General features: G+C 44.0%; 27 protein-coding genes. 12 read left to right on the forward strand and 15 right to left on the reverse strand.

The genetic code is table 11. From position 1 onward, the window contains the following. Positions 1 to 52 precede the first annotated feature (52 nt). Positions 53 to 1,495 carry a diguanylate cyclase domain-containing protein gene (locus R7Q11_RS21945; protein WP_042521481.1) on the reverse strand — a complete coding sequence of 481 codons (1,443 nt, stop codon included), beginning with the start codon at positions 1,493 to 1,495 and terminating at the stop codon, positions 53 to 55. 184 nt (positions 1,496 to 1,679) lie between these two features. Beyond that, positions 1,680 to 1,976, reverse strand: a complete 297-nt coding sequence (locus tag R7Q11_RS21950) for an alternative ribosome-rescue factor A (protein ID WP_042521482.1) — start codon at positions 1,974 to 1,976, stop codon at positions 1,680 to 1,682. A 365-nt stretch (positions 1,977 to 2,341) separates the two neighbouring features. Between R7Q11_RS21950 and R7Q11_RS21955 the strand changes: the two genes are divergently transcribed. The 4 genes from R7Q11_RS21955 to R7Q11_RS21970 all read left to right on the forward strand — a co-directional run bounded on the left by R7Q11_RS21955 (position 2,342) and on the right by R7Q11_RS21970 (position 4,186). Continuing rightward, the gene (locus R7Q11_RS21955) at positions 2,342 to 2,551 is read left to right on the forward strand and encodes a cold-shock protein (RefSeq protein ID WP_005375625.1); all 210 of its coding nucleotides are present in this window, start codon (positions 2,342 to 2,344) and stop codon (positions 2,549 to 2,551) included. Between the two features lie 89 nt (positions 2,552 to 2,640). Then, positions 2,641 to 3,186 carry a YaeQ family protein gene (locus R7Q11_RS21960; protein WP_005375627.1) on the forward strand — a complete coding sequence of 182 codons (546 nt, stop codon included), beginning with the start codon at positions 2,641 to 2,643 and terminating at the stop codon, positions 3,184 to 3,186. Then, positions 3,173 to 3,715, forward strand: a complete 543-nt coding sequence (locus R7Q11_RS21965) for a hypothetical protein (RefSeq protein ID WP_053303766.1) — start codon at positions 3,173 to 3,175, stop codon at positions 3,713 to 3,715. The genes R7Q11_RS21960 and R7Q11_RS21965 overlap by 14 nt, the downstream gene beginning before the upstream one ends. 111 nt (positions 3,716 to 3,826) lie before the next feature. After that, a complete protein-coding gene (locus R7Q11_RS21970; RefSeq protein ID WP_005375631.1) occupies positions 3,827 to 4,186 on the forward strand; it encodes a glutaredoxin family protein in 360 nt (119 codons plus the stop codon). Positions 4,187 to 4,377: 191 nt separating this feature from the next. On the opposite strand, the gene R7Q11_RS21975 is transcribed toward R7Q11_RS21970, so the two are convergent. Then, entirely contained in the window at positions 4,378 to 5,004 is a 627-nt protein-coding gene (locus R7Q11_RS21975) for an OmpA family protein (protein WP_025768460.1), read from the reverse strand. A 282-nt stretch (positions 5,005 to 5,286) separates the two neighbouring features. Here R7Q11_RS21975 and R7Q11_RS21980 point away from each other — a divergent pair, with 282 nt between their 5' ends. Next, positions 5,287 to 5,919: a thiol:disulfide interchange protein DsbA/DsbL gene (locus R7Q11_RS21980; protein ID WP_005375635.1), complete on the forward strand. Its 633-nt coding sequence runs from the start codon at positions 5,287 to 5,289 to the stop codon at positions 5,917 to 5,919. A gap of 13 nt (positions 5,920 to 5,932) precedes the next feature. Beyond that, on the forward strand, positions 5,933 to 6,406 hold the full coding sequence (locus tag R7Q11_RS21985; protein ID WP_005375638.1) for an FKBP-type peptidyl-prolyl cis-trans isomerase: 474 nt from the start codon (positions 5,933 to 5,935) through the stop codon (positions 6,404 to 6,406). Positions 6,407 to 6,488: 82 nt separating this feature from the next. Here R7Q11_RS21985 and cyoE read toward each other — a convergent pair whose 3' ends face one another. Genes cyoE through R7Q11_RS22005 form a run of 4 tightly spaced genes read right to left on the reverse strand, consistent with a single transcriptional unit; the run spans position 6,489 to position 9,729 of the window. Beyond that, positions 6,489 to 7,388: a heme o synthase gene (cyoE, locus tag R7Q11_RS21990; protein ID WP_005385222.1), complete on the reverse strand. Its 900-nt coding sequence runs from the start codon at positions 7,386 to 7,388 to the stop codon at positions 6,489 to 6,491. Beyond that, the gene (locus R7Q11_RS21995) at positions 7,381 to 8,400 is read right to left on the reverse strand and encodes a COX15/CtaA family protein (protein WP_017635865.1); all 1,020 of its coding nucleotides are present in this window, start codon (positions 8,398 to 8,400) and stop codon (positions 7,381 to 7,383) included. Before R7Q11_RS21995 ends, cyoE begins: the two co-directional genes overlap by 8 nt. 11 nt (positions 8,401 to 8,411) lie before the next feature. Then, positions 8,412 to 8,948: a cytochrome oxidase biogenesis cluster protein gene (locus tag R7Q11_RS22000; RefSeq protein WP_206958940.1), complete on the reverse strand. Its 537-nt coding sequence runs from the start codon at positions 8,946 to 8,948 to the stop codon at positions 8,412 to 8,414. Beyond that, on the reverse strand, positions 8,938 to 9,729 hold the full coding sequence (locus tag R7Q11_RS22005; protein WP_225466727.1) for an SURF1 family protein: 792 nt from the start codon (positions 9,727 to 9,729) through the stop codon (positions 8,938 to 8,940). Before R7Q11_RS22005 ends, R7Q11_RS22000 begins: the two co-directional genes overlap by 11 nt. Here R7Q11_RS22005 and R7Q11_RS22010 point away from each other — a divergent pair. Next, a complete protein-coding gene (locus tag R7Q11_RS22010; RefSeq protein ID WP_225466720.1) occupies positions 9,728 to 9,964 on the forward strand; it encodes a DUF2909 family protein in 237 nt (78 codons plus the stop codon). The two genes, R7Q11_RS22005 and R7Q11_RS22010, sit on opposite strands and share 2 nt — an antisense overlap. A gap of 24 nt (positions 9,965 to 9,988) precedes the next feature. Here the strand turns inward: R7Q11_RS22010 and R7Q11_RS22015 are convergent, their stop codons facing one another. Genes R7Q11_RS22015 through coxB form a run of 4 tightly spaced genes read right to left on the reverse strand, consistent with a single transcriptional unit; the run spans position 9,989 to position 14,276 of the window. Next, on the reverse strand, positions 9,989 to 10,873 hold the full coding sequence (locus R7Q11_RS22015; RefSeq protein ID WP_005385214.1) for a cytochrome c oxidase subunit 3: 885 nt from the start codon (positions 10,871 to 10,873) through the stop codon (positions 9,989 to 9,991). Positions 10,874 to 10,924: 51 nt separating this feature from the next. Continuing rightward, positions 10,925 to 11,464, reverse strand: coding sequence for a cytochrome c oxidase assembly protein (locus tag R7Q11_RS22020; protein ID WP_017821600.1), 540 nt, complete (start codon positions 11,462 to 11,464; stop codon positions 10,925 to 10,927). A 20-nt stretch (positions 11,465 to 11,484) separates the two neighbouring features. Next, a complete protein-coding gene (ctaD, locus tag R7Q11_RS22025; protein ID WP_005375510.1) occupies positions 11,485 to 13,116 on the reverse strand; it encodes a cytochrome c oxidase subunit I in 1,632 nt (543 codons plus the stop codon). Next, positions 13,113 to 14,276, reverse strand: coding sequence for a cytochrome c oxidase subunit II (coxB, locus tag R7Q11_RS22030; protein WP_225466721.1), 1,164 nt, complete (start codon positions 14,274 to 14,276; stop codon positions 13,113 to 13,115). Before coxB ends, ctaD begins: the two co-directional genes overlap by 4 nt. 330 nt (positions 14,277 to 14,606) lie before the next feature. Between coxB and R7Q11_RS22035 the strand changes: the two genes are divergently transcribed. Continuing rightward, the gene (locus R7Q11_RS22035) at positions 14,607 to 16,301 is read left to right on the forward strand and encodes a phospho-sugar mutase (RefSeq protein WP_225466722.1); all 1,695 of its coding nucleotides are present in this window, start codon (positions 14,607 to 14,609) and stop codon (positions 16,299 to 16,301) included. Between the two features lie 99 nt (positions 16,302 to 16,400). Here the strand turns inward: R7Q11_RS22035 and R7Q11_RS22040 are convergent, their stop codons facing one another. After that, positions 16,401 to 16,823, reverse strand: a complete 423-nt coding sequence (locus R7Q11_RS22040; RefSeq protein WP_053303770.1) for a GNAT family N-acetyltransferase — start codon at positions 16,821 to 16,823, stop codon at positions 16,401 to 16,403. A 79-nt stretch (positions 16,824 to 16,902) separates the two neighbouring features. Beyond that, entirely contained in the window at positions 16,903 to 17,535 is a 633-nt protein-coding gene (locus R7Q11_RS22045; protein WP_225466723.1) for a LysE family translocator, read from the reverse strand. A gap of 229 nt (positions 17,536 to 17,764) precedes the next feature. Here R7Q11_RS22045 and R7Q11_RS22050 point away from each other — a divergent pair, with 229 nt between their 5' ends. The 3 genes from R7Q11_RS22050 to R7Q11_RS22060 all read left to right on the forward strand — a co-directional run bounded on the left by R7Q11_RS22050 (position 17,765) and on the right by R7Q11_RS22060 (position 19,693). Beyond that, positions 17,765 to 18,592, forward strand: coding sequence for an AraC family transcriptional regulator (locus tag R7Q11_RS22050; RefSeq protein WP_225466724.1), 828 nt, complete (start codon positions 17,765 to 17,767; stop codon positions 18,590 to 18,592). 79 nt (positions 18,593 to 18,671) lie between these two features. After that, positions 18,672 to 19,382, forward strand: coding sequence for an AzlC family ABC transporter permease (locus R7Q11_RS22055; protein WP_005375526.1), 711 nt, complete (start codon positions 18,672 to 18,674; stop codon positions 19,380 to 19,382). After that, entirely contained in the window at positions 19,382 to 19,693 is a 312-nt protein-coding gene (locus tag R7Q11_RS22060) for an AzlD domain-containing protein (protein ID WP_005385193.1), read from the forward strand. The genes R7Q11_RS22055 and R7Q11_RS22060 overlap by 1 nt, the downstream gene beginning before the upstream one ends. Here R7Q11_RS22060 and R7Q11_RS22065 read toward each other — a convergent pair. Beyond that, positions 19,690 to 20,304, reverse strand: a complete 615-nt coding sequence (locus R7Q11_RS22065; protein ID WP_017635857.1) for a fumarylacetoacetate hydrolase family protein — start codon at positions 20,302 to 20,304, stop codon at positions 19,690 to 19,692. The genes R7Q11_RS22060 and R7Q11_RS22065 overlap by 4 nt on opposite strands. Positions 20,305 to 20,525: 221 nt before the next feature. Continuing rightward, positions 20,526 to 21,584, reverse strand: a complete 1,059-nt coding sequence (locus R7Q11_RS22070; protein ID WP_047101621.1) for a porin — start codon at positions 21,582 to 21,584, stop codon at positions 20,526 to 20,528. Positions 21,585 to 22,193: 609 nt separating this feature from the next. Between R7Q11_RS22070 and R7Q11_RS22075 the strand changes: the two genes are divergently transcribed. Continuing rightward, positions 22,194 to 23,165, forward strand: coding sequence for a porin (locus R7Q11_RS22075; protein ID WP_005375535.1), 972 nt, complete (start codon positions 22,194 to 22,196; stop codon positions 23,163 to 23,165). The last annotated feature ends 15 nt before the right edge of the window (positions 23,166 to 23,180 follow it).

The following is a 23,180-nucleotide window of genomic DNA, read 5'->3' on the forward strand; positions in this document are numbered from 1 at the left end:
TAAAACTTTGAGGCTTGAGGATGGTTTGAAGTATCAGTTGAATTAGCGAGATCTAATTCACTTGACGAAGCGCAGGTTGAAGCTGACAGTCTGTTATAACTTGGAAAACTGCACGATTCTTTCCTTCAGACTTACCTTGATACATCAACTCGTCAGCATCTTGCAAGCTCACGATGTGGGTAAACTCAGGATAGTAAGCACAGCCCAAACTGATACTCAAATGAATTGCTTGTCCGCCCAGTATAACAGGCTGATCGTAAACGGCTTTACAAAGCATATTGGCAAAATTGAGCGCTTCTCGCTCTGACAGAGACGACGTAACGAGTGCGAACTCTTCTCCTCCAATTCTCGCCAATGTCATTCGGTCATCAGTCATCGACTTAGCGGCTTCTGCGATGGCAACTATTGCTCGGTCTCCAGCAAGGTGGCCATATCGATCATTGATTGATTTAAAATCATCAATATCAAACACCATCACCGTTAAGTTTCGCTTCAAATGATTCAGTAGCGCCAATTGCTCAATCAGGTGTCTACGGTTGTATAGCTTTGTGAGAGAATCCGTCAACGTCATCTCCAGCAATTGCTGATTGGCAATCGTTAATTGCCTTGTCCGAAGAGCAACCATACGTTTGAGGGCAAAAATATGATAAAGCGTTGCGACCGCCATAATGAAAATAGCAATAGGGAAAAGATAAAGTGGATAAACCGTTTTCACCACACTCCAACGGGTGAGGATCCGCTCACGATCCGTATCGATGACTTTTTCAAACGCTCGTGATACCTCTAAAATGGAAGTTGCACTGTGCATTCCTGCTGCAATCCGAAGATCTTTACTATATAAGCTAATTGTCGGGACAAACATACCCGCTCCCGGCGTGGTTGCCATATAAAAGTTAGCAACTTGCAGGTCTGCAACGAAGTACAGCACCTTTTTATCGACGGCGGCTTGTATCATCGAATCATTGTTAATGTATTCTGCGATAGGTGCATTCGGGTAATTCGTCTGAACAAACTCAGACTCGTAACTTCCTTTAACAACGCCAATTGGCAGCGTCATTTCGCCAGTTAAAACACTCCTGATATCAACCGAAAGTACATCTTTATTTACGTACAATTTGGTTTGGATAGGCATTATGACTGCGCCAAAGTCCATATACTTCGCTCTTTCGGGCGAGTAGACAAGTCCTCCGTGAAAGTCAGCCTTACCCTCTTTTACGGCTTGCAAAGAAGCATCCCAATCCAAAAGGAGAAACTGAACGTCGATTTGGTTGTTCGCCGCGTACTCTTTCCAAAAGTCGATTAAAATACCTTTAGGTTCACCATCTGGGCTAAGGTAAGAGAGCGGCTTCCACGCTTTGGAGTTAGCAACAATTAAAGAATGAGACTCTGATTTGTGCGCATGCGCCATCGGACAAATGGACAGCCACAGTAGTAATAAAGAAGCACACGCTTTTTTACATTTGCAACCATAAGTACCATAACTCGTCGATGACATACCTACTTCTCACCAGTCTTTTTAAACCATAATCTCGGCTGTTTGATTAGACTAAAGATATAGTAGACTTGCATAAGACAGGAAGTGACGCTTATTGATATGAATCTAACTTAGTAAGTTTTAGTACTTAATTGGTACTTTCAACGCCTAGTTCGCTGAAGCAGTTGAAGCAGTACATGATAAATTAGGAAAACTTATCTGGTACTAAAAATTGAATATCATCAGTTTTGCAAATACCTAGTACCAACAAAAAAGCCCTATTCAAAATCCACCTTGGGGAGAACTTTGAATAGGGCTCTTTGCCTCTATGCTTCATTTTACGGCTGAAGCTACCTTTACCTTTTTTCGCTTTAACGACTCGTGTTTGGAACAGCTGACTGGTAACAACCGCTTTTAACGCGTTGTCTTTGATTTCACCTCTGCCGAAGTCGGTCTCATGTTGTGAGCCACTCGGTTGAGGACTGATTTTACGCTTTGCCATAAATCCTCCTTAATGGTCGAACCAGATTGGACAATAATTATATAAATAAGTCAAATTTATAGATTTAGTTGAATTTTATGCTAAAAAACTTCACATCACCGTCATTTATTTGAAATTTAATCAAAAACATGCTGGTTAAATAGTGACTAAATACAAATATTTGTCCATAAAGCACTAATATATGTTGACTCTTCGTGGAATTAACCTAGACTCAAACACGGCTAGAAAGAAAGTTCTTTGTTTTCACATTTCGTTGGATTACTTGTAACCCGTCGTCCTGTGGTACGCAATAGCAATTTATTTTTCCACGCTATAAGCGCCGTTGAGGCGAAAGATTACATTATTTAGATATTTAGGAAATAGACATGTCTAACACAGCTACTGGCACAGTTAAGTGGTTCAACGAAACTAAAGGCTTCGGTTTCATTCAACAAGAAAACGGTCCTGACGTATTTGCTCACTTCTCTGCAATCACTGGTGACGGCTTCCGTACTCTAGTTGAAGGCCAGAAAGTAGAATTTGTTATCTCTCAAGGTCAAAAAGGCCCTCAAGCAGAGCAAATCAAAGTACTTTAATTCTTAAAGAATTTGATACGATAGCCAGCTTTTAAAGCTGGCTATTTTTTTGCCTAAAACTTATTTTGCCAACAAAACGATATAAATCTATGGCTCTTAAACCAACCATTTACAAATTTCGTATCGCCATTTCCGATATGAATAATGACTATTACGATTCTAAAAATCTAACTATCGCCCTTCATCCTTCTGAAAAGCCGCAACGAATGTTGGCTCGCATTCTAGCTTACTGTTTAAATGCTCAAAGCAATCTGGAGTTTACAAAAGGACTCTCTACGATTGAAGAGCCTGATTTATGGCATGTTGGCGATGATCAAAGCATTACTCACTGGATTGAAATTGGCGAACCAGAACCAGACAGAATTAAGAAAGCTTCTCGCCTCGCAAAGCATGTAAAAGTTTACACTTATAACACCAAAGCGGCTGTCTGGTGGGACAAAATGTCAGGAAAGTTCTCAATGCTTCCCGTCAACGTAGAGAGCTTTGACTATGACGCTATCGACTTGATTTGTCAGCATCTTGACCGAGGTACTAGCCTTTCTGTTATGATTACTGGCAGCTCAATTTTTGTTGATATCAATGATCAACATATCGAAGTAACGGTGAAGGAACTAAAAAACCATGACGTCTCTTAGTGAACTGAGTCAAGAGATGGGATTTGAAGAAATCCCCTTTGTTAAAGAACATAAAGCAGCAAAGCGGCGTTGGTTAAAAGAACAGTCACAACTATTTACAAAAGTTTGTGAGAACAAACCCACAACAGCACCTACTCTTCACCTGCTTGGCCTTTTGACCAAATCACATATTGAAGCAAGTGCTAACTACGAGCAACATGCTCACTCTACCCAGCGTATGCAGCAAGTTCTGACTGACTCCTTGGGTAATGAGCTCGCGGATAAGTTTACTAACCAATCTGCTGAAGACCTAATCTTAGTCACCCACCTTTGGTTATACACGCAAGGCTATTTAAATATGGATTTCAGCTTGGCGCACGATCATGCCGAGCAGACTCAAAATACATTGCAGCATGAGCTTGTCATAAAACGCATGGACGTTGATGCATTCAGAACCGAACTCATGCAAAGTTTTTATCAAGGTAAAGAAGCCCGTCCGGCTTCAGCAAGTGGCTTTTGGGGTTGGTTTAAACGTCTATTTTCCGCATAAAATACATGGTTTTATCCATTTCAAACAACTGATAGACTTCACGCTCAGTGCAACAAGCATCATGATTGCATTCTTAAAGGACAGTTACCCAATGAACATCAAGGGATCATTATGAAGTTTATCCGTTGGATTTTAGGCAAGGTTATCTTATTGCTGAACGCGGTGTTCTCACCTCGTGGTATTAAGCGCACCGCAGAAGAACAGCAACGTATTGATGAAAAAGCGAAACAATACGCACTTTACCAATTTGAAGCCTGCCCTTTTTGCGTAAAGGTCCGCCGTGCAATGAAGCGTCAATCGGTGAACATTGAGCTACGTGATGCAAAAAATAATCCTACTCATCGAGCTGAACTAGAGCAAGGTGGTGGGCGAGTTAAAGTCCCTTGCCTTCGTATCGAAAAAGATGGCGAAACACAGTGGTTATACGAGTCATCTGACATCGTCGCTTACGTTGAAAAAGAATTTGCCTAAGTTCCCCCTATGAACATTGGCGGATGTAAAAGAGGCACCTAACGGTGCCTCTTTTCTATTTTTTCTAGCTAAATGTTGCCGTGCGAGCTTTCCTTATTCAGTCTTCTTGCTCAACTCCGAACTTAAACTCCACTAAGCAAATAACGGGTATGCAAGAACAACACAACGAAGATTACCACCCAACGTCTGCGTTATTCATCCACGATCAATGTTAGCTCTACGCGCCGATTGCAAGCTTTACCACTCGCTGTCGCATTGCTGCACTTCGGTACATACTCTCCGAAGCCTCTAGAAAACACTCGTTGACGTGGAATACTCGTCGCCAATAATTGTTTTTCTACTTCACGAGCTCGCTTTTCAGATAGCGTGTCGTTGAAACTTTCAGCTCCCGTACTATCCGCATGACCATCAATCACGACATCAACATCAGTTCTTCCCGCCAGATAGTGACCAATGTTTCGAATCCAGTCTTGAGATTGAGCAGATAACCGTGCAGAGCCCGTTTGAAAATGCACTTGCTCTTTCAAACGTATCATCAGGTGACCACCACTGAGCGTCTCGTGAGGAATGTTATGCCTGCTCAGGAACATTTCCAGAGAGGTCACGTTTTGCGACTTTTTTACTGACGCCCTCGCCGTTTGATATGAACGAGGGGAAGAAGCCACATTGGATGCGCTCGGGTATCCCCATTCTGGGTGTCTCAGCTCAGTGTTTGATTTAGGAGCTGTATCTAAAATGTTCCCACCTGGGACCATATCTTGATCGAGGCTACTGCACCCGGCCAGAATGCCACAAACAATTAAAAACCAATGCTTCATACCATTACCAACGTAGAAAAACTCTTGTTCATTGTGTCGACAAAACACGCCGAATCTTTAGCGCTTTTGTCCACCGATTGGTTTGTCTATGCAGCGTTCATGCCACTGGAGTCAATGCAAAATCATCTCTCAAATAAAAAGCAACACTAAAATACCCTACCCTTACAGCCCATACGTCAGGCAAAGTCTGTTACCAATGGTCTCACTTTATTGTTATTTAATGGTTTTAGTCACTATCGTTAACCGATAAACTAACGCAAATTTCTCATTTAGAGCACTACTATGTTAAAAACCATATCGAAAGGCTTTGCTGTTGTTGTTGCCGTAATGGCTTTGTCGGCATGCGATAGCGGCAAGAGTCAGCCTCAGCAAGGCAAACAATACGAAGTTTTGCCAGTATCCCTTGAAGAATATGATTTAGCTCCCCTGACTGAAGCATTCTCTTTAACTTGTGGCCACTGCCGCTCAATGGAAGAGTTTGTCCCTCAAATTGAATCATTGACCGATCAAAGCGTTGAAAAAATGCATGTAACGTTCAATGAAAGTGCACAAGTGAGCGCCATCATCTTCTATACTGCCGTAATGCAGCTTGAATCAACACCAGATAAAGCGTTTATGGCAGATCTTTTTACTGCTGTGCAAATGGGTGCCGATGCAACGGCTGAGGAACGCCAAATCGCTGTTGAGAAAGCCTTTGAGTCTCGCAACCTTATCAGCCCTTACCATTTAGATGAAGCACAGCAAAAAACGCTGTTTGAGTACATCACTAAGGCAGAAGCGATCACGACTCGCGGCCAAATTAACTCCGTTCCAGCCTTTATCGTAAACGGAAAATATCAAGTGATTACTGGTGGTCATGACAGCGTTGAAGCCATGGCAGAAACCATCAACTTTTTGCTAAAACAACCTAAATAGACAAGGAGATTACGTGTCTAAATTTTTGTTTCCTCTTATTATTTTTATTTTGGCGGGCTTTTTCATTTACCGTACTTGGACAAACCATAAAGTAGCAGATGAAAACTTTGCCAAAGGCCAAGCATTCTTACTAGAAAATGCGAAAAAAGAAGGCGTCATCACAACAGAAAGTGGCCTTCAATACATGGTTCTTGAAAAAGGCGAAGGTGAGGTTCACCCAACGGCAACAAGTAAAGTAAAAGTACACTACCACGGCACCTTGATTGATGGCACGGTATTCGATAGCTCTGTTAATCGTGGTGAGCCTATTTCATTTGGTCTTAACCAAGTCATTAAAGGCTGGCAAGAAGGTCTACAATACATGGTAGAAGGTGAGAAAATCCGCCTTTTCGTACCAAGCACGCTTGGCTATGGTAAGAGTGGCTCTGGCCCAATTCCACCAGCAAGTGTTTTGATCTTTGATGTTGAACTGCTAGAAATTCAATAAATCTAGAAAGCTTTGTCTTAAAGCCAAAGTATCAAAACCAAAAACGCCGCGAACCACGCGGCGTTTTCTGTTTTAAGAGAGGTTAAAAACCAATATAGTGATCCGAAAGCAATGCAATGAACAACGCCAAAAGATGATAGATAGAGAATTTAAACGTCTCCATCGCGGTATTTGGCTCTGGTGCATATTTTAGCTTCCATGCATGGTACATAAAGCCAGCATTGAGTAGTAGGGAGGCAAAAAGATACACCACGCCGACCATGCCAACCAAAACCGGTAGAACACAAACCAAAGTCAATAGCACCGTATACAACAGAATAGAAGTTTTGGTGTACTCAATGCCGTGTGTCACTGGCAGCATGGGAATATCTACCTTGCGGTAATCCTCGACACGATGAATAGCGAGAGCCCAAAAATGTGGTGGCGTCCAGATAAAAATGATCATCACGAGCAGCCAAGCATTCGCATGTAATTGCCCTGTTACAGCAGTCCAACCGAGAAGAGGCGGCATCGCACCGGCAATCCCTGCAATGACGATATTTTGGGGCGTAGCACGTTTGAGGTACATTGTGTATACCATCGCATAGCCGAGCAAACTCATCAAAGTCAACCATGCCGTCAGCGGGTTGACCATCGCATAGAGAAGTACAAACCCTAAGACACCTAAAACTGTAGCGAAGGCTATCACCGATGATGGCTTTGTCTCACCCGATGGCAATGGTCGTTTGTGTGTACGTGCCATTCTCGCATCAATTCGGCGGTCAATTAGATGATTAAACGCTGCCGCAGACCCTGCCATCAGACCAATCCCCGTTAGGCCAACTACCGCCTGCAACCAGGGGAAATCATCAACCGGGGCTAAGCTCATACCTACTACTGCCGTCACCAACATTAACGCCACCACTTTAGGTTTCGTTAACTTCAAATAAACGGAACTTAGTCGCTTTCGCCCATTTAACGACAGCGCGATTTCTTTACTCATAGCGAACTCCTTTCGCGGTGTAATTCCAAGCCGTTTTACCCTGCCACAAGTAAAACTGGCTAACACAAACAAGACTCAACATAACAGCGGCACCAAGGTTGTGCGCCACCGCGACATAGATAGGAAGTTGAAATACTACGTTGCTTACACCCAGCATAATTTGGCACACCAGAGTGAATAACAACCACCCTCCAATTCTCTGTGAATGATGAGAATCTTGCCTCATAAGCCCAATACTATAAGCCAATACCACGGTGGCGGTAACAATAGCGCCTATACGATGAGTGACGTGTATAGTCATTCTTGCCGGATACTCCAAGACACCAAATTCATAATTCTCGAATCCAGTTTGCCAGAAAGAAAACGCTTCTTTCCATGAGAGATGGCTCATCCAGTCTCCCTCACAAATCGGCAGTGTGGTACACATCAGCGCAGCATAATTTGACGAAGTCCATCCTCCAAGGAGCACTTGCACCAAAACAACCAGAAAAACCAACAATGAAAAGCCTCTCAGAGAGCTAGAAGATGGAGAGAAATAGAGATTGTTTTGCGCTTTTAATTGGCAGTAAAAAATCGCCTGTAACGCCAATAAAACAAAACCACCGAGCAAGTGAAGCATCACGATGACGGGCATTAATTTAAGAGTAACTGTCCACATTCCCAAAAGTGCCTGCCCAATCACCAACACGCTTAGCAACATCGGAATGGTTGAATTTACACGCTCAGACCTTACTGATATCGCTGCCATCGCAAAAATGACTAAACCTAACGTTCCCGCAAAATAGCGATGAATCATCTCAAGCCATGCTTTCTCATGCTCTACTGCCCGCTCGGGGAAGTTCAGGTTAGCACGTATGACGTCTTCTTCTTGATGCGGTACAGAAAAGTGCCCATAACAACCAGGCCAGTCCGGGCAACCTAACCCTGCATCTGAAAGGCGAGTATATGCCCCTAACATGATCACCACGAGAGTTAGCAGCAAACTGAATCTAACCAACTGAATTAATTTCATATGCACTTCCTCTAACCGACTCGTGACAGTTTTAAGAGCTTGCGTAAGTCCGCCAACATACCTTTATTCAATAGGACTAAGTCCTCATTTGGTTTCGGCGAGTAAGACATCACCAGTTGCCCAAGAGGATCAACGATCAATATTTGCCCAGGTTTCACTTTAGCGGTAACCAATTCATTCATTTGCATCGCTAAAATCGATACTTCCATGGGTTCTGAATGCTCAGTCTGCCAAACGACTGGCACTACCCGCTCTTGATACTTACCTAAAGCAACATGGCTTTGCTGAAGCAGGTAAAGCTGCTGTTTACACTGTTCAGTGCACTCGTTAGGCAATACATAAGCGAGTTGCCAACCATGGTCTTTGAGAGGTGACTCTTGACCAAGCTGCTCTAACGTCGTATATGGTTCGACTAACTCGCCTCTATTGGTCACTCCGCTTTGATACCACCCTTGTGTGAGAATGACTTTTGCAATGACAGCGGGAAGCGCGAACGTACAAACCAGCGCAATCAACATTAGTCGTCCTTTGGTTACTTTAGATGTCATGCTTCACCTCCATGTGACGCAACTTTTTTTGCCAACGAACAAAAACAATTAAAGTCAGTATTAAGAAAACACCTGCCATCGAAAACCATTGAATCGAATAGCCAAAATGTTTGGCACTATTGAGTGGCAATGGATTCCAAGGAAAGTCATAGGGCCAACGAGTAAAATTGTCTGGCTGCAAGACTGCGGGCATAAGTTCAATATTCAGTAGCTGATTCAATTGCGCGATGTTTAGGTTTTGCACGCGAATAACATCGCCAACTTCCGGCATTAACTCTGAACTCAGTGGATTAGTAGATTTTCGGTACAGGCGTCCTGTGATGAAAGTCGAATTATCGAGTTTGGTGACCGTTGGTAACACTGAGCGTTCTGCTCTTCCCTCGACAAAACCAAGCTCCAATAACGCATAGGCACTAGGCTCATCGATCGTCAATACAATCTGAAATGCTAAATATCCCACACTGCCTTGATGCGTTTGGTTGTCTAACAAAATTACGGGAAACGCCTGAGGAACAACATTAACTTCCACTTTTTTCCCGAGGATACTTTCCTCTCGCCAGTCGTTGTCTTCAAGAACGACGCTTAGTGCTTGGTACGCACTATCCGCACGCGCGAGAATGGCTTGTTCCAATGCTTGTTTTTCTTGCCCTCTCTCAAACTGCCAAAAACCCAGTTTGACCAAAAGAGAAAACACAACCACAGTTAAACCAACTGCAACCCAAAACCGTTTCGATAGCCATAATTGTCTTGATAACAACAATGATGAAACCGGAGGTGCCATGTCCACCGTATTTCTATTCAAACTGACGCTTGTCCTTTTGCTGCTTTTCATTATCTTCAACCTCGCAAAAGCGCTTATCGAAATGGTTCGTGAAGACCCAGATAATCCTGAAAAAAGAGACAAACCCATAAGTCATTACTTAGGCCGTCGAGTCATGTTCTCCGCTTTGGTGGTCGTCCTTTTGCTTATTGCGCTCAGCTCGGGTTGGCTAGCACCAAACCCTCGCCCTTATTAGTCGAACCAAGAGTTCACAGTGCGCCTAAAGTACGTAAACAAACACAAACAGACATAACCAAACCACATCCACGAAATGCCAATACCAGCTGCCCGCTTGAAAGGCAAAATGGTTCTTTGGCGAAAAGTGATCTTTAGCGATTCTGAACAGCAGCACGATCAAGAAGATAGTCCCAAGACAAACGTGTAAACCGTGGAACCCCGTCAACATGAAGAACGTGTTACCGTAAATACCGGACTGCAACGTGAGCCCTATGTCTTGATAAGCATGAACATACTCAACCGCTTGGTAATATAGGAAAAAGCCAGCAAGTACGATGGTTATCTCTAACCAAACAATCAGTGCCGTTCTTTTGTCTTGTTCAAGGCTTATATGCGCCATATGTAGCGTAATAGACGACAATAGCAGCAAGATAGTATTGGTAAGGGGTATGCCCTGCCACGGCATAGCTTGTGTTGTTTCTCCCCCCGGTGTCAGTGTGAGTGGCCACATCGCTTCGAAGGTTGGCCACAGGACTTCGTTAGTCATGAAGTTATTATCTGCCCCACCTAACCAAGGCACAGAAATCATTCTGGCGTAGAACAAGGCACCAAAAAAGGCACCAAAAAACATCACTTCAGAAAAGATAAACCAGCTCATTCCTTGGCGAAAAGAACGAGTAATTTGCGAGCTGTATTTTCCACTCAGTGATTCAGTAATCACATTACTAAACCAACCCGCCAACATGTAAAGCAAGAACAAGAAGCCCACCGCTAGCACAATGCCACCAATGGTTCCCACTGCACCGTCACTTTGTGTCCCCTGGACGGTCATGCCTGCGCCAACAGCAACCAAAAACAGAGCAAATGCACCGATGATCGGCCAGCTACTTTGAGCGGGAACATAATATGTTCCTGGCTTGTTACTCATAATTTCTCTCCTTACTGACCAACCTTGGTCTGTATCTCTCTCCCTGAGTGGCTAAGAGCCTGTAGGAGGGGGAAGTTTATAGAGTGTGTAAGACAGCGTTAACGTGTGTATAGACTCCGGCAAGTCCGGTTCGATATAAAAAATCAACGGCATTTGAGCTTGCTGTTTACCATCCAGAGGCTGCTGGTTAAAACAAAAACACTCAATCTTATTGAAGTAAGCAGCTCCAGTCCCGGGAGAAACAGAAGGAACGGCTTGCCCCACCAACTTCTGCCCGCTTTCATTAAATGCAAGGTATTCGGTTTGTACGACTTCACCTGGGTGAACATCCATCGAAATCACTTTGGGTCTAAACTCCCAAGGCATATCTGGGCTGACATGCGCCATAAACTCCACGCGAATAGTTCGGCTCATGTCCGGTTGCATACCTGTCGGTTGAATGGCGGCCACTTCACTTGTCTTTCCATTGATTCCCAGTGCGTCGCACATCACGTCATAAAGTGGGACTAGTGCATAGCCGAAGCCAAACATTAACAGGGTCGCCAAAAGCAACTTCACTGTGAGCTTCTTGTTTGATGGATTCGGTTTCATGTCACTCACCCCACTCTTTGCTAGTCAATCTTAGGCGGTGTAGTAAACGTATGATGTGGCGCAGGGCTTGGCACTGTCCACTCTAAGCCTTCCGCACGTTCCCACGGTTTTGCAGAAGCCTTCTCCCCGCCACGAATACACTTGATCACCAACCATAAGAAGATCAGTTGTGACAACCCAAATGCAAACCCACCAATTGATACTATTTGATTAACATCAGCAAACTGAATGGCGTAATCCGGTATGCGCCTTGGCATGCCTGCTAAGCCTAGGAAGTGCATTGGGAAAAACAGGACATTGACGGAAATAATTGAGCACCAGAAATGCCATAAACTCAGCTTGTGGTCGTACATATTGCCCGTCCACTTAGGTAGCCAGTAGTATGCCGCTGCCATGATCGAGAATACCGCACCAGATACCAACACATAATGGAAATGGGCAACTACGAAGTAAGTGTCATGATATTGGAAGTCCGCCGGCACAATCGCCAACATTAGTCCCGAGAAGCCACCAATGGTAAAAAGCACAATAAAGGCAATGGCAAACAACATTGGCGTTTCAAATGTCAGAGCTCCACGCCACATGGTGGCAACCCAGTTAAAGACTTTAACCCCCGTTGGTACCGCAATCAGCATGGTGCAATACATAAAGAAGAGCTCAGCAAAAACTGGCATCCCCGTGGTAAACATGTGGTGCGCCCACACAAGGAAAGATAACAATGCAATGCTGCACGTCGCGTAAACCATCGAATGATAACCAAACAGCTTCTTACCACTGAAAGCAGGCAGAATGGCGGAGATGATTCCAAACGACGGTAAAATCATGATGTACACTTCTGGGTGACCAAAGAACCAAAAGATGTGTTGGAACATTACCGGGTCACCACCACCAGCTGCGTCAAAGAAGCTAGTCCCGAAATATTTGTCAGTAAGAACCATGGTCACCGCACCCGCTAATACCGGCATAACCGCGATTAGCAAGAAAGCGGTAATTAACCAAGTCCAAACAAACATTGGTAACTTGAACCAAGTCATTCCCGGAGCTCGCATATTTACGATCGTCACGATAACGTTGATCGCGCCCATAATGGAGCTGATACCCATGATATGAACAGAGAATACAAACAGCGCAGTGCTATCCGGGCCATAAGTCGTGGACAGCGGAGCATAAAACGTCCAACCAAAATCAGGACCGCCGCCAGGTAAAAACAACGAGCTCAACAAAATAAGAAATGCAAAAGGTAAGATCCAAAAGCTCAAGTTGTTCATGCGTGGCAGCGCCATATCTGGAGCGCCGATCATCATCGGGATCATCCAGTTAGCAAGGCCAGTAAATGCTGGCATCACCGCACCAAATACCATCACTAAACCGTGTACCGTGGTCATTTGATTAAAAAACTGCGGATCGACTAGCTGTAGCCCTGGCTGGAACAGTTCGGCACGAATGATCATAGCCATCGCACCACCTGTTAGAAACATTGCAAAACTAAACCAAAGGTAGAGGGTGCCTATGTCTTTATGGCTTGTGGAATACAACCAACGAGTGATGCCCTGGGGTGCATGATGCTCGTGACCATCATCAATCGCAATGGTACTGTTCGCACTGGCTTCTGCTGGCGCAGACTTCACTGCTTTATCTATTGGCTTACTCATATTTCCTCCTTAGCACTGTCTTGTGCCTTAAAGGCATTCACATCGGATGCTTGCACTGTATCGCCAGTATCGTTGCCCCATGCATTTCGTTGATATGTGATAACCGCGCCAATTTCTTTGTCACTTAACTGATTAGAAAAAGCCTGCATTGCAGTGCCCGGGCGACCGTTGACAATAATATCTATGTGATCTGTAACATCTCCGGTTGCAATAGGACTTCCTTTAATCGCGGGAAATGCACCCGGAATCCCCTCACCATTTGCCTGATGACACACAGCGCAACGCGCCGTGTATATCGATTCGCCTTGCGACATCAATTCATCCATAGATAAGTCTTGAGAGAGCGCTTCTTGTGCCGCCGCTTTTTGAAGTGCGAGTTCTTGCTTCTTACTCGCTAGCCATTCATCGAACTTCTCTTCTTCCATCGCATGCACCACCACCGGCATAAATCCGTGTGCACGACCACATAGCTCCGCACATTGGCCGCGATATACGCCTGGCTCATCAATTCTTGTCCATGCTTCATTAATAAAACCTGGAATGGTGTCTTTCTTGACGGCAAAGTCCGGTACCCACCAAGAGTGAATGACATCATCAGAAGTCATCAAAAAACGCACTTTGCGATTCACAGGCAACACCAAAGGGTTGTCTACTTCCAGTAAGTAATGTGCGCCTTTAGCTTCGATTCCATCAATTTGTTTTTGGCTGGTGGCAAGCAAACTAAAAAACTCAACATCTTCGCCAAAATAGCTGTAATGCCATTTCCATTGCGAGCCTGTGATCTTGACCGTGATATCCGATTGGCTTGTGTCTTCCATTGCTACTAGAGTTTTTGTTGCGGGAATCGCCATAGCGACAAGAATGATGATGGGTATGACCGTCCAAATAATTTCCACTTTTGTGCTTTCATGGAAATGTGCGGCAACTGCTCCTTTTGACTTGCGATGACGAAAGATGGAATAGAACATCACACCAAAAACAATCAAAGCAATTACACAGCAGATATAGAAAATCAGCATATGTAATTCATACACTTGCCCACTTATCTCTGTGACCCCTTTTGTCATGTTGTAGTCATTTTCCTTTGACCAACCAAAAGAGGAAAATGTGATTAAAATCACATTCAGTGATAAGGCTAGAGTAGTCGTTAATCTTTTCAAAAGATCTCTCCTCTGCTCAGCCGCTACGCCTACGCGAGCTTCCTTGCGTCCCGATGCAAATATCGAACAACTTTACGAAAAATCACAAAAACTACGATTTCGACACGGTTTGTTATATTTATGTTAAAAGGCTAGTTATAGTTCCAAGGTTCTTCAAGAAATTAAATATGATTAAATTTTGTTCGGATAAGAAAAATTAATTCGGTTTATCGATTGCCCTCTTTGAAATGTAATTGAGAACCATTTACATTGATTTAAAAGAAAACATTGAGATACTTACCAAACGAAGTGTCCAAGAAAGTAGGCTCCCCCTACTAAGGAATGACTGATATGACAGCACTAATTACGCAATGGCTAGAACGAGACCCTGATCCTAAGACTCGTGAAGAGCTACAACACCTCGTCGATACGAACAATGAACAAGAACTTACTGATCGCTTTGGCTCACGCCTTGCCTTTGGTACTGCAGGCTTACGTGGCAAAGTGGGCGCAGGTCCAAACCGAATGAACCGCTTGGTGATTCAAGAGACCGCCACTGGTTTAGGGCACTATTTGCTTGAGCAAGTCAAAGATGCCGCGAGTCGTGGTGTCGTTATTGGCTACGACGGTCGTCCCGATTCAAAACAATTCGCGCATGATACCGCATCCGTACTGACGGCCCTTGGTATCAAGGTTTACCTAACGTATGACGTTGCAGCAACCCCAATTGTTGCGTTTGGTGTCCGTACATTGAATGCGGCGGCCGCTGTTGTTGTTACTGCCAGCCACAATCCACCAGAATACAATGGCTTTAAAGTATATTGGGAAAATGGCGCACAGATTATTCCTCCGCACGACTCTGGAATCGCAGCGAAAATTGATGACGCAACAACGAAGCCATTACCTTTAATGTCTCTCGATGATGCAAAACAGCACGGTTTGTTAGTTTGGTTGGAAGACGACTACTACCAAACTTACCGTAAGACAATGAATGAAAACGCGCTGCTTACTCCTGACAACAATACCGATATATCTATTGCTTACACCGCAATGCATGGCGTTGGCGCGAATATGGCGGAAACGCTACTTGCCGACGCAGGCTTCCAAAAAGTGGCAAGTGTTAAGGAACAGCGCGAACCTGATGGAAGCTTCCCAACCGTCAACTTCCCAAACCCTGAAGAAGCCGGTGCAATGGATATGGTGATGGCATTAGGTAAGTCCGTAGATGCCGATATCGCTTGCGCGAACGATCCAGATGCGGACCGTTTTGCCGTGGCAGTTAAACGCCCAGATGGCGACTATCAAATGCTAACAGGTGATCAGGTGGGCTCACTGTTTGGCGATTACTTGCTGGAACAGCAACCTAACGCTTTGGTTGGCAACACCATCGTATCCTCAAGAATGCTGAGCAGCATCGCTAAGGCGCATGGCGCACAATACTATCAAACATTAACTGGCTTTAAATGGCTTACTAATGTTGCCATGGAACAAGAGACAGAAACCAACCCATTCTTGTTTGCTTATGAGGAAGCGCTCGGTTATACCGTGGGTAACAAGGTGTGGGATAAAGATGGTTTATCTGCAATCGTCGCGTTTTCACAGCTAACAGGCAAGCTTAAAGCGCAAGGCAAAACACTGTGGGATAAACTGGAAGAGCTGTACCGCGAGCACGGTTTCTACTTCAACGCACAACGCAGCATCGCTCTCGACCCGAACTCTCCACCAATCGGCGACAAACTCCGAGCCAATCCACCAACAGAGATTGCTGGTAAAAAAGTTGCAGTAACCGAAGATCTTAAAACATCGGTTCGCATGTTTGACGACGGCTCTGAAGAATCCATTGACTTACCAGCAAGTGACGTATTGATTTATCACCTAGAAGATCAATCTCGCGTGATTGTTCGTCCTTCTGGTACTGAGCCAAAACTAAAATGTTACTACGAAGTCATCAACCTCTTCCCTGCGGATATGAGCTATGAACAAGCACAGCAAGCAGCAGAAGCGAAGATGAACGAACTTATCGACGCGCACCAGCAAAGTTTGTAAGTCAAAGAGAAACATAGATATTTTATACAACAAGAGGCGCAAATTCGCGCCTCTTTTTTTGATTTTAACTAGAACAAGTCAAGCTAACCCGTGCTTTCCCTAGCCTGCAATTTCCTTTTGTAGAAAGTACTTGTGGATGCCCTCTACAGGATAGCCTGAGTACTGCCCCACTTTCTCAAAACCTAATTTGAGATAGAACTCAAGAGCTTGAAAGCTGTAGGTATCCAAATAAACATGGGTAACCCCGTGAGGCTTTACTCTTTGTTCTAGCATCGACATTAATTGGCTACCGAGACCAGAGGTTCGACTTTCAGCGTCTACCCACAAAAACTCAACAAATACCGTATTTTTAAACATTTCGCCAGTCAAGCCACCCATGATCTTGCCATTCTCATCTTTTGCGAAACAGCCTACAGCATGCACTTCCCCTTCAGGTAAATGCAGTCGGTTATAAGATCGAATACCTTCACGAACAAAATCAAGGTCTGTTTGATCTGGATTTAAACAAAATTCAAGCTTCATATACCCTCTCCTTAGGAAACACCAATATCCTAAAACAAAAAGCCAGCAATTGCTGGCTTTCTGATGGAATATGATAACTTTACAAGACGAAACTACTCAGCATCCACAACGCCAGAATAACAAACACTAACCCCATTAGTTTATGTTGATACGTGCGGAATTTTTCGTTCTCGAGCAGCCCTTTGCCCAATGTGCCTGCTAACCCAACAAGTAATAAATTGAATGACAAGCCAAGAACGTTCAACAATAACCCTAGCGCTAGCATCTGCTCACCAGAAGATGCCGTGATATTGCTTGAGACAAACTGCGGCAAAAACATTACAAAAAAGACCAAGGCTTTAGGGTTGAGCAAATTACTCATCAAAGCACGTTGATAATAAGTTGATGCCATTTTGTTTTGACCATCAAGCTCTGGAGCCGAAGATGCCTCAGCTCGTAAGCAGTCCCAACCCATTTTTAACAAGTAAGCGCCACCTAGTAGATGAAGGACTTTAAGGGCTATTGGGCTCATGGCAATCAGGGTAGATACGCCCATCGCAGCAAGCAAAGTAAGAATAACACCAGACGTCGCATTGCCTAAGCTAGCAAAAAGACCGACCTTCTTACCGTAACTCATACTAGAACTCGCTATCAGCAACATATCGGGCCCTGGTAACAGCAACAAAGCCACTACTGCGGTGAGATAAACAGGAAGTACAGATAAATCAATCATGATGGAACCGCTTTTCTACAACAAGGCGGCGAATGTTATACCAACAAAATAACATCATCCAGCCCAAAATAGCCAAGATAAATCAAAAAATAAAAATCATAGTTTGCCCAGCTGAAAAATAGCAATCAATTCGCCTGTTTATCAAAATCGAATAGCAATTTTGTACAAAAATAAGCACGATGGATCCGTTACACTTCTAAAATGATTTTCTTGAGCAGACCGGATAAAGATGAAAGAAAAGAATAAGGAAATCGCTACCTTCAAGATAGCTCAAGAGCTCGGCGGTTTAGAACTTCTCGATGCAAAGTATGAGAAGCAGAATTTTTCACGCCATAGCCACGAAGGTTACACTATTGGTGTCATCGAAAAAGGGGCACAACAATTTTTTAGGACGGGCGGGAATCATATCGCGCCACAGGACAGCATCATCCTTGTTAATGCAGATGAAGTACACAACGGGCATTCAGCCTCGGAAGGCGGCTGGGAATACAAAGCAATGTACCCCGTACCTCAGCAGTTTCAAACTTTAGGACAAGAGCTTGGTTCACCAAATGTAGCTCTGCCCTATTTCCCTCAACCTGTGGTTTACGATCCTGAGCTGGCTAGTCAGTTACGATTGGTATTTGAAACACTAGAAAAATCAGACAACCGTTTATTGAGAGAAACTTTGGTTTACGGCACGTTGATCAAGCTAGCCATTAAACACAGCACTCATCGGGCACCACTGAAAGAATCAACCAGAGCTCAAAGACAAGTGCAGCTAGTCAGAGAATTTTTGGAAGACTTTCCACAAACGGACGTCTCACTAGAAGAACTCGCCAAACTGTCTGGATTAAGCCCTTTTCATCTGCTGAGAGAATTTCAAAAGCAATTTGGCTTTCCGCCTCATGCCTATCAAATTCAGCAACGTTTACGTATGGCGAAGAAGCTACTAAAAATGGGACAAAAAATTTCAGACGTGGCACAAGAATGCGGCTTCCATGATCAAAGCCATCTGCATCGACACTTTAAAAAAGCCATGGGCGTCACTCCCGGCCAATACGTCCGTCACAGCTAAAGCAGCAATATTGTACAAGGCGTTATGCGACTACCGAGCTATCTTGGTAATCTGATTTAGGAATAAATAAGAAGAAACTATGGACCACACTTTGCCGTTACAAAAAGAATCAAAAGCCACGCTATTTTGGCAAGGTACACTTGCGATGATGCCTCTGAGTATCGCAGTGCTCCCTTGGGGCTTACTCGCAGGCTCATTCGCAATTGATACTGGGCTTCACCCTTTGGAAGGACAAGCACTATCCGCCATTTTGTTCGCAGGTTCTGCACAGCTCGTCGCGATGGGAATGATTAAAACCGGAGCAGGTCTAGTGACCATGTTACTGACAACGTTTTTTATCACCTCTCGACATTTCCTCTACAGTGTATCGATGCGCAGTAAAATTGCACCGCTCCCTCTAAAATGGCGATTATCACTCGGCTTCTTACTTACTGACGAGCTGTTTGCGATTGTAGGCCACCATTCCGATAAACAGTTTAATCGCTGGTATGCACTTGGGGCTGGTCTGAGTTTTTACCTGTTTTGGAATGTCGCGACATTGACGGGCATTATTGCGGGAAGTCTAATCCCTGAACTGAACGAAATGGGTTTGGAATTTGCTGTAGCCGCAACTTTTATCGCGATAGTAGTACCCACCATTAAAAATGCAGCGGTGCTCGCGAGTGTTATTGTGGCTTTGGTGAGCTCGGTTGCCCTAACCTATTATCAAATTGAGGGAAGTTTGATGATTTCGAGCATTTTAGCCATGCTTACTGGTTACTTTGTGGAACAAGTAAAGGAGAAACGCTAATGATCATGTTGGCTATTTTACTGATGACGGTACTTGTTTTCACCAGCCGCTACTTGTTTTTAGAACCCAAGCTGCCATTGCGATTAGGGACGCGCACTCAAAAAGTACTCAATTACGCTAGCCCCGCAGTACTGACTGCGATCTGGGCACCTATCGTTTTCATTCCCGATGGGGAGCTCAGCGTCAATGTGCAAAACCCATTTTTACTGGCTGCCGTACTGGCTGCTTTAATCGCGTATTTTACTAAAAATGTTCTTTTAACGACGGTTATCAGTATGGTGGTATTTCTCGTTCTGCGAATTTGGCTTTAATCCGCCAACCACTCAATCTCCAACAAGGTGACATCGCCACACTTTAATCGACCAAGGAAGATGTCACCTTCATGTACCTCACCAACGCCCTTTGGTGTACCAGTCATCACTACATCGCCATCTTGAAGTGTTGTGTAACTGGTTAATTCATCCAGGATAGTTAGCGGCGGATAGAGCATTTGGTTAACGTGACCTTTTTGTACACGAACACAGTTGATTAAGAGCTCAAGGTTAAGATCATTGATATCAATGTTATCCAAAGAGACAAACCGACTAAACACAGCAGAGCCATCAAATGCCTTAGCTCGCTCCCACGGCAACCCCTGATTTTTAAGCGAGGATTGCAAACCACGCTTGGTCAGATCCAATCCCAAACCAACCGCTGAATAACGTCCATCCTTGATCAAAAAGCAGATTTCAGCCTCATAATGAAGGGGCTCTTGATGGAATGAACGCAGAGTTGTTGATACAGAAGTTGCGGGTTTATTAAATACCACCATTTGCTCAGGCATTGCATTATTAAGCTCATGAATATGTTCAACGTAATTTCGTCCAACACAAAGCACTTTACCCACTTCTACTTTCTTTTCTTCAACTTGAATAACACTCATCATTCTTCCCTGCAAAACAAAAATCCCATCATAATCTAACCTATTGACTTAACGACACTAAATAGCAACCTCTAGTGTAAAAAATAAGACATTCACCCCGTTTTGAGTTTTGTATCATCTAATTGAAACAGCAAAGTATTTGTAAAACAAATAGACAAAAAAGCCAGCACGAGGCTGGCTTTAGATCAATGAGCTTGAATAATAGTTCTCGCTAAACCCTATTATAGGTAGTAACGAGCACCTAACGCCCATTTGTCATCAGTTTCACGACCATTGTCGTCATTTAGGTCAAACTGGTAACCCGCGTAACCAACAAATTTAGGCGTGAAGTTATATTCTGCTTGTAGTGCCATTTCTTCACGAGCAGTTTCTGTTTTAGAGCTCTTAAACTCTTTACCTTCCACCATCTCATAGTTAACACTCAAGTTTAGGCTGTTCGCCAGAGCGTATGCGATGATCGCTTCGTACACATCACTTTCTTCTAAACGGTCGCCTTTTGCACTGAAGTTCATGTTTTCGTTTGAACCATAAACCGCAGCAAGGAATAGGCCTTGGCCGTACGCACCGTAAGATGCTGATACAACGTGTGATTCCGCCGTGTGCTTACCTGCATATGCAGGGTGCTGGAAATCACCGCCATTGTATGAATAACCGATTTTAGCGCCCATGATTGAGTAAGAAAGCGCAGCTTGCACACGGTCATCGTATTTAGCACCGCCAGTTATAACTCCAGCATCGTTGCGTGTGTAATCATCGTTTGCACCCTGCCAACCAAGACCAAAGTTGATCACACCCGCTTCACCCAACTCGATGGCATTACGGTAAGAAAGCATTTTATCCGCACGGCCAGTGCCAAGGTTTCCATGATCGTCATAGATGAAGTCGTTGGCAAACGCGATTGGCATATCTGCAATACCTGCGACATCGTAGTAAGGTGACCATTGCGTACCACCTACTGCACGACCATAAACCTCATGAGTTATACCTAAGTAACCTAGACGAGTTTTAAACGACTCTTCACCACCGTCTAAGTAGTTTAGCGCCCATTCACCACGTGCGTCTGCGGTGAAGCCATTACCCAAATCCTGTGTCGCAGAGATATTGATACGAGGAGAGTTAGTACCCACATCCGTGTCACCTTGCTCTGATCCATTTAAATTAACAGAAACGTGGCCGCCCATCGAAAATGTTGTGCCATCGTTATTATATAGTTCCACTGCAACTGCTTGAGTACCGAAGGTTGCTGCCGCGATTGCCGCTGCTAATAATTTTTTATTCATTTCTAAATCCATTACTTATTAGTTGGTTAGTCAGTTTTAGACCCGGCTTTGGTTCACTTTCGTAAAAACGAAATGATGAACAAAGAGAGGAATACAAAGGCTATCCGAGGCATCGTTTCCACCAGATTAGTTTTACCTTTGTGTAACAACTGCCGACACTTTATTTGATTAGTTCCTGACAACCGAGTGAAAAGATCTCAGACAAAACCTAAAAAGCAATCGTTTACTTAGCCTTCAAGAAATCGAGAAATAAAAACCTTACAATAAGAAATGCTTTAGAGAGAGTGAGCTCACAAATAGCTGATGATTCGCTATTTTTAGGCCAAACTTCCCTGCCAAATTGAAATGTTTACTTACATTTAGGGTCAAGAAACAATTCAGGAACTTTTTGAAAAAAACACAGTCTTCAACGGAGAGGAAAAAACCTCAAAAAAGATAAACCTTTCTTTTTATAAGTGGTATGAGAAGGGGCACTTATTCTCGCCAGCAATAAAAGTGCAATCAAATCATAACTTAACAGAAATCTATCTTTCATTTTCAGCCTTTACCTTAGCGTCATCAACACATCGGGCAAGAAAGCCCATCGATTACAACTAGGGTAATAAGAAAATGAAAAAGGCAGCACTAACTACTGCAATTCTTACAGCATTGGTATCAGCACCATCATTCGCAGCAACTGTATACAAAAACGACGGTACTGAATTAAAAGTTGGCGGCCGCGTTGAGTTTCGTGGTGACTTCATCGGTTCAGACGGTGCTGAAGTTGAAGGTTCTATGGAAGATAAAAGCCGTGCTCGTCTTAACCTAAAAGGTAAAACAGACATCGGCAACGGCCTTTCTGCTTTCGGTGTTTACGAAGCCGAACAAAAAACGGGCAAGAGTGAATTCAAAAACCGCTACATGTATGCAGGCGTCGACTCTGATATCGGTGCTTTCTCTGTAGGTCGTCAAGACATGGCTGCAGTCATCATCTCTGACATGACGGATATCACTGAATTCTCTGGTGTTCAGCAAGTTATTGATTCGTCTTCTGATAAGCAAGACAGCGTTTTCGCATACCGTGGTGCGTTTGATGCACTACAACTTCAAGCAACCTACCAAGCAAACTCTAGCGATAACGAAGATAAATACGGCATCTCTGGAATGTACTCACTACCAATGGGCCTCGACTTTGGTCTTGCATACTCTGGTGGCGATGTAGATAAAGATAACTCTGAAGATCAAATTCTAGGTGGTATCGCTTACTCGATGGACAACCTTTACCTAGCAGGTACTTATTCTCAAGGTTCCCTGACTGACTCTGAAGACTTTACGGCTTACGAGCTAGTCGCAAGCTACAAAGTAGCAAGCAAAGTGACACTTGCAGCTCTATACACAGCTCAAGAGAATGATCCAGACAACGGTTCAAAGTACGACACCGTTGAAGGTATCGAGCTTGTTGGTTACTACAAACTAAACAGCAACTTCCGTACTTACCTGTCTTACTACATCAACCAACTTGATGAAGCAAAAGATGCAACAACAGGTCTAGTAACAGAAGGCGAAGATACACTGCGCCTAGGCGTACGTTACGATTTCTAATTCACTCTTGTCCTA

Source organism: Vibrio sp. 970 (assembly GCF_033339075.1).

Excerpts from the sequence above, each read along its gene's own strand:
- R7Q11_RS21945 (WP_042521481.1), bottom strand. The coding sequence starts at position 1,495 with ATGTCATCGACGAGTTATGGTACTTATGGTTGCAAATGTAAAAAAGCG.
- R7Q11_RS21950 (WP_042521482.1), bottom strand. The coding sequence starts at position 1,976 with ATGGCAAAGCGTAAAATCAGTCCTCAACCGAGTGGCTCACAACATGAG.
- R7Q11_RS21955 (WP_005375625.1), top strand. The coding sequence starts at position 2,342 with ATGTCTAACACAGCTACTGGCACAGTTAAGTGGTTCAACGAAACTAAA.
- R7Q11_RS21960 (WP_005375627.1), top strand. The coding sequence starts at position 2,641 with ATGGCTCTTAAACCAACCATTTACAAATTTCGTATCGCCATTTCCGAT.
- R7Q11_RS21965 (WP_053303766.1), top strand. The coding sequence starts at position 3,173 with ATGACGTCTCTTAGTGAACTGAGTCAAGAGATGGGATTTGAAGAAATC.
- R7Q11_RS21970 (WP_005375631.1), top strand. The coding sequence starts at position 3,827 with ATGAAGTTTATCCGTTGGATTTTAGGCAAGGTTATCTTATTGCTGAAC.
- R7Q11_RS21975 (WP_025768460.1), bottom strand. The coding sequence starts at position 5,004 with ATGAAGCATTGGTTTTTAATTGTTTGTGGCATTCTGGCCGGGTGCAGT.
- R7Q11_RS21980 (WP_005375635.1), top strand. The coding sequence starts at position 5,287 with ATGTTAAAAACCATATCGAAAGGCTTTGCTGTTGTTGTTGCCGTAATG.
- cyoE (WP_005385222.1), bottom strand. The coding sequence starts at position 7,388 with ATGAGTAAAGAAATCGCGCTGTCGTTAAATGGGCGAAAGCGACTAAGT.
- R7Q11_RS21995 (WP_017635865.1), bottom strand. The coding sequence starts at position 8,400 with ATGAAATTAATTCAGTTGGTTAGATTCAGTTTGCTGCTAACTCTCGTG.
- R7Q11_RS22000 (WP_206958940.1), bottom strand. The coding sequence starts at position 8,948 with ATGACATCTAAAGTAACCAAAGGACGACTAATGTTGATTGCGCTGGTT.
- R7Q11_RS22010 (WP_225466720.1), top strand. The coding sequence starts at position 9,728 with ATGTCCACCGTATTTCTATTCAAACTGACGCTTGTCCTTTTGCTGCTT.
- R7Q11_RS22005 (WP_225466727.1), bottom strand. The coding sequence starts at position 9,729 with ATGGCACCTCCGGTTTCATCATTGTTGTTATCAAGACAATTATGGCTA.
- R7Q11_RS22015 (WP_005385214.1), bottom strand. The coding sequence starts at position 10,873 with ATGAGTAACAAGCCAGGAACATATTATGTTCCCGCTCAAAGTAGCTGG.
- R7Q11_RS22020 (WP_017821600.1), bottom strand. The coding sequence starts at position 11,464 with ATGAAACCGAATCCATCAAACAAGAAGCTCACAGTGAAGTTGCTTTTG.
- ctaD (WP_005375510.1), bottom strand. The coding sequence starts at position 13,116 with ATGAGTAAGCCAATAGATAAAGCAGTGAAGTCTGCGCCAGCAGAAGCC.
- R7Q11_RS22035 (WP_225466722.1), top strand. The coding sequence starts at position 14,607 with ATGACAGCACTAATTACGCAATGGCTAGAACGAGACCCTGATCCTAAG.
- R7Q11_RS22040 (WP_053303770.1), bottom strand. The coding sequence starts at position 16,823 with ATGAAGCTTGAATTTTGTTTAAATCCAGATCAAACAGACCTTGATTTT.
- R7Q11_RS22045 (WP_225466723.1), bottom strand. The coding sequence starts at position 17,535 with ATGATTGATTTATCTGTACTTCCTGTTTATCTCACCGCAGTAGTGGCT.
- R7Q11_RS22050 (WP_225466724.1), top strand. The coding sequence starts at position 17,765 with ATGAAAGAAAAGAATAAGGAAATCGCTACCTTCAAGATAGCTCAAGAG.
- R7Q11_RS22055 (WP_005375526.1), top strand. The coding sequence starts at position 18,672 with ATGGACCACACTTTGCCGTTACAAAAAGAATCAAAAGCCACGCTATTT.
- R7Q11_RS22060 (WP_005385193.1), top strand. The coding sequence starts at position 19,382 with ATGATCATGTTGGCTATTTTACTGATGACGGTACTTGTTTTCACCAGC.
- R7Q11_RS22065 (WP_017635857.1), bottom strand. The coding sequence starts at position 20,304 with ATGAGTGTTATTCAAGTTGAAGAAAAGAAAGTAGAAGTGGGTAAAGTG.
- R7Q11_RS22070 (WP_047101621.1), bottom strand. The coding sequence starts at position 21,584 with ATGAATAAAAAATTATTAGCAGCGGCAATCGCGGCAGCAACCTTCGGT.
- R7Q11_RS22075 (WP_005375535.1), top strand. The coding sequence starts at position 22,194 with ATGAAAAAGGCAGCACTAACTACTGCAATTCTTACAGCATTGGTATCA.